Consider the following 4,740-nt stretch of genomic DNA (forward strand, 5'->3'; position numbering starts at 1 on the left):
GGCCGAGGCCGTCCGGATCGAGACCGCCGTCGCGGACGATCTCACCGCGCGGGACGGCTCCGCCCGTACGACCGAGGAGATCGGCGACGCGCTCAGCGCACGAGTAGCGGGCTGACGCCCGCCGCCACATCACACAGCGACGGGCTCGCGCCCGCCGCTGTGCTACCACGCGGTTGGGTGCGACCATCGACCCCAGGCCGCGCACACGTTTCTGTCCACGGCCCCACCCGAGCGATAATCGGACGTGGGGCCGCGGTAATGAGGGGAAGCTCGGACGTCCTAGCAGTACCGGGACGGAGTGAGCGCGGTCCACCACATCTGAAACTGTGAAGGACTACCACTCATGACGACGCCCACGATCGAGCTCAAGCCCTCCGCACACTCCCTGTCCGACGCCGAGCGGGAGCGCATCCTGGCGGAACCGGGGTTCGGCCGTTTCTTCACGGACCACATGGTGACGGTCCGCTGGACCGAGGGCCGCGGCTGGCACGACGGCCAGCTCGTGCCGTACGCGCCGCTGTCCATGGACCCCGCCAACATGACGCTGCACTACGCGCAGACGATCTTCGAGGGGCTCAAGGCGTACCGCCAGCCGGACGGCACCGTCGCCACCTTCCGCCCGCACGCCAACGCCGAGCGCTTCCAGTCCTCCGCCCGCCGCCTCGGCATGCCGGAACTCCCCGTCGAGACCTTCATCGAGGCGTGCGACGCGCTCGTCAAGCAGGACAAGGACTGGGTCCCCGGCAGCGGCGAGGCCTCCCTCTACCTGCGCCCCTTCATGATCGCCACCGAGGTCGGGCTGGGCGTGCGGCCCGCCAACGAATACCTCTTCATCGTCATCGCCTCGCCGGCCGGCGCCTACTTCTCCGGCGGCGTGAAGCCCGTCTCGGTCTGGCTCTCCGAGGAGTACGTGCGCGCCGTCCCCGGCGGCACCGGCGCCGCGAAGACCGGCGGCAACTACGCCGCCTCCCTGGTCGCGCAGGCGCAGGCCGCCGAGCAGGGCTGCGACCAGGTGGTCTGGCTGGACGCCATCGAGCGCCGCTGGGTCGAGGAGATGGGCGGCATGAACCTGTATTTCGTGTACGGGAACAAGATCGTCACCCCCGAGCTGACCGGCTCGCTCCTCCCCGGCATCACCCGCGACTCGCTGCTCAAGATCGCCATCGATCTGGGGTACGAGGCCGGCGAGGGCCGCGTCTCCACCGACGACTGGAAGGCCGGCAACGCAGACGGCACCCTCACCGAGGTCTTCGCCTGCGGCACCGCCGCCGTCATCACCCCCGTCGGCTCGGTCAAGTCCGCCCGCGCCGACTGGACCGTCGGCGACGGCACCCCCGGCGAGGTCACCATGAAGCTCCGCGAGGCCCTGCTGAACATCCAGACCGGCGCCGCAGAGGACGCCCACGGCTGGATGCACCCCCTGGGCTGACGGTCGGCTGACGCCGCGCGCACCCGAGGGCCGTCCCCGACGCAGCGTCGTGGGGGCGGCCCTTACGCGTCAACCTGTGCCCCGCCCCCCTCGCGGACCCGCGATCATGAGGCCGGGTTGTACGCATCCGGGCGCATTGACCGGCTTCCCGTGGTGCGGTTGCATCCCCCTGGGCCTTCGGCGAAGGGCCGGGGGGATTCGCATGTTCCGGGGGGAATCATGTCCATCGCTGTACGAGCGGCCATCGGTACGGCCCTGGCGGGGGCGCTCACGGCCGCCGCCCTGCCCGCCGCGACCGCAGCCGATACAGGAGCCGCGCACCGTCCGCGCACGGTCAGAGCCAGCGTCGCCGCGGACGGCGCCCAGGCGGACGCCGCGTCGGGCGGCGGCGTGATCAGCGCGAACGGGCGGTACGTCGCCTTCACCTCGCGCGCCACCAACCTGACCCCTGACACCGGCTCGCCGTTCCCCGACACCTTCGTCAAGGACCTGCGCACCGGCACGGTCACCTTCGTCCGGGACGGCCTGTACGGGCTGCGCATGAGCGCCGACGCGAACTGCGTCGGCTTCAACGACTACGGCGCCCACGACATCCAGGGCATCGTCCACGACATGAAGACCGGCAAGCGGGACCTGCTCGGCCAGGCACGCGGCGGCTCCACCCTCACCTCGCTCAGCGCCGACTGCCGCTACGCCGCCTACACCGACAAGCCGCACCACCCCGCCGACCCCAGAGCCGTGTACGTCCGCGACCGGCAGACCGGCGAGAACATCAAGGCCAGCCACGACGCGACGCCCGAGCAGTTCGACATGACGGACGGCTCGATCAGCGGCGACGGCAAGACGATCGCGTACCAGACCCACCGCCGCCTGGGCGAGGGCCCCGACACCGACGACATCGTCGTCAAGGACCTCGTCACGGGAGAACGCGAGCAGATCGACGGCTCCCACGACGTCGCCCCCGCGAGCCTCGTGCAGCTCAGCAGCAACGCCCGTACCGTCGCGTACAACGTGGGCCCGGACGCGTACGTACGCGACCTGCGCACCGGCCGTACGGTCCACCTCCCCGGCGTACAGGCGCGTGCCCTGAGCCCCGACGGACGCCAGGTCCTGTACGCGGACAGCGCGTCCAAGCTCCACCTGCGCGACCTGCGCTCCGGCGACGACCGGACCGTGGTCGACGCCCCCGCGTCGGCGGGACCGGGGTCGCTGTCGGCGCACGCGAAGAGCCTCGCCTTCGGCTCCGGGGCCGACGACCTCGTACCGGGGGACACCAATGGCTTCGCGGACGTCTTCGTGCGGCGGCTGCGGTAGCGGACCGATGTCGGCGCGGCGCGGCACGTAGAAAGAAGCGTGATCGTTGCCGACCCGGCTCTTGTCGTGGACAGGTCCGTTCCGCCACCGTGATCGACCATGGGACAGCACTGGAAGAAGATCTGGGTCGGCTCGGCCGGCAACATGGTCGAGTGGTTCGACTGGTTCGTGTACGCGACGTTCGCCGTGTACTTTGCGGACGCGTTCTTCCCCAAGGGCAACGACACCGCCAACCTCATGAACACCATGGGGATCTTCGCCGTCGGCTTTTTCATGCGACCGGTCGGCGGCTGGCTGCTCGGCCGGATCGGTGACCGCAAGGGACGCAAGGCAGCTCTCACCCTGACCGTCACGCTGATGTCCGCCTCCGCGATCCTCATCGCGGTGGCCCCGACCTACGCGGTCGCGGGCTACGGCGGCGTCGCCGTCCTCATGGTCGCCCGGCTGCTCCAGGGGCTGTCGGTCGGCGGCGAGTACGCGGCCAGCGCGACGTATCTCACCGAGGCGTCCGCGCCCGGCAAGCGCGGCTTCGCGTCCAGCTTCCAGTACGTGTCCATGACCGCCGGCCAGCTCGTCGGCCTCGGCTTGCAGATCGTGATGCAGCGGACCATGTCCGAGGACTCGCTGCACAGCTGGGGCTGGCGCGTCCCGTTCATCGTCGGCGCCGTCGGGGCCGCCATCGTCTTCTACCTGCGCCGCAACCTGCTGGAGACGGAGGTGTACGAGGCGGACGAGGAAGGCGCGGCCGACGCGGCCGAGGTCGCGCAGCGCGGCACGCTCAAGGCGCTGCTGCGGCACAAGCGCGAGGCGTTCCTGGTGATCGCGCTGACGATGGGCGGCACGGTCGCGTACTACACGTACACGACGTACCTCACCAAGTTCCTCTCCAAGAGCGCGGGCATGGACAAGCCGACGGCGTCCCTCGTCAGCTTCGTCGCGTTGTTCCTCTTCATGTGTCTTCAGCCGGTCGCGGGCGCCCTCTCGGACCGCATCGGGCGGCGGCCGCTGCTGATCACCTTCGCGGTGGGCTCGACCTTCCTGACCGTGCCGATCATGACGCTGCTCAAGCACGCCGGCTCCTTCTGGCCCGCGCTCGGCCTCGCGCTCCTCGCGCTCGTCATCGTCACCGGCTACACCTCGATCAACGCCTGCGTGAAGGCCGAACTCTTCCCGACGGGCGTACGAGCCCTGGGCGTCGCCCTCCCGTACGCCATCGCCAACGCGCTCTTCGGCGGCACGGCGGAATACGTGGCCCTCTGGTTCAAGAAGGGCGGCATCGAGTCGGGCTTCTACTGGTACGTGGCGGGGTGCGCGGCGGTCTCGCTGATCGTCTACCTCAGCATGCGCGAGACCAGGGATATCGACCTGAAGAGCATTGGCCGGCAGCCGGCGGATACCTCACCCGAGTCGTCCCCGCACACGATCCCCGAACGCGCCTGACTGTGGCCTCAATCGCCGGCCGGGCTGGAATTTCGGTGCGGCTCGACCTGAGCGCGGGCTACTGATGCCCTCAAGCGCCGGGCGGGCTGAGTTACGTGCGGATCGGCGCACACAATCAAGCCCGCCCGGCGTTTGAGGGCGAATCTCTGACCGGATGGTGAGACGGCCCAGCGCAGCGCCCGGCCGCTGTGCGAGCATCGCACCGTGCTCTCGTTCGCCATGATTATTGGCAGCAGGCGCGCCGGTCCGCAGTGACCGCCCCGTACCACCCGAGTACGGCGCGGAAACCGTGTCTCAAGACCCGCGCGCAGACCTCTCGCACCCGCGAGAGGTTTTTTCGTTTCCCGGCACCCACCCCGCCGGAGGCGATCGGCGCGGAGGGCGTAGGGAGACGGTGGAGCCGGTCATTCCGGTAGACCGAGATCCCGACAGGAGTCACATCAGCATGACGGACGCACAGAAGGACGCAGAGAAGGACGCGCAGGCCGCGCCCGACGACGCCTTCCACGTCTTCGACACCACGCTGCGCGACGGCGCGCAGCGTGAAGGCATCAACC

Annotated in this window: 3 protein-coding genes; all 3 read left to right on the forward strand. The window is 69.9% G+C overall.

The features are described from left to right. Positions 1-343 precede the first annotated feature (343 nt). Positions 344-1,429, forward strand: coding sequence for a branched-chain amino acid aminotransferase (locus tag ACFU99_RS33465; RefSeq protein WP_384399222.1), 1,086 nt, complete (start codon positions 344-346; stop codon positions 1,427-1,429). A 219-nt stretch (positions 1,430-1,648) separates the two neighbouring features. Further along, a complete protein-coding gene (locus ACFU99_RS33470) occupies positions 1,649-2,743 on the forward strand; it encodes a TolB family protein (protein ID WP_384399225.1) in 1,095 nt (364 codons plus the stop codon). Between the two features lie 99 nt (positions 2,744-2,842). After that, on the forward strand, positions 2,843-4,183 hold the full coding sequence (locus ACFU99_RS33475; RefSeq protein WP_384399228.1) for an MFS transporter: 1,341 nt from the start codon (positions 2,843-2,845) through the stop codon (positions 4,181-4,183). Positions 4,184-4,740 lie beyond the last annotated feature (557 nt).

It is taken from the genome of Streptomyces sp. NPDC057654, assembly GCF_042800135.1.
In the GTDB taxonomy this organism is placed as follows: Bacteria; Actinomycetota; Actinomycetes; order Streptomycetales; family Streptomycetaceae; genus Streptomyces.

Bases quoted from the DNA above. Each gene is read 5' to 3' on its own strand.
- ACFU99_RS33475 (WP_384399228.1), top strand. From the start codon at position 2,843: ATGGGACAGCACTGGAAGAAGATCTGGGTCGGCTCGGCCGGCAACATG.
- ACFU99_RS33465 (WP_384399222.1), top strand. From the start codon at position 344: ATGACGACGCCCACGATCGAGCTCAAGCCCTCCGCACACTCCCTGTCC.
- ACFU99_RS33470 (WP_384399225.1), top strand. From the start codon at position 1,649: ATGTCCATCGCTGTACGAGCGGCCATCGGTACGGCCCTGGCGGGGGCG.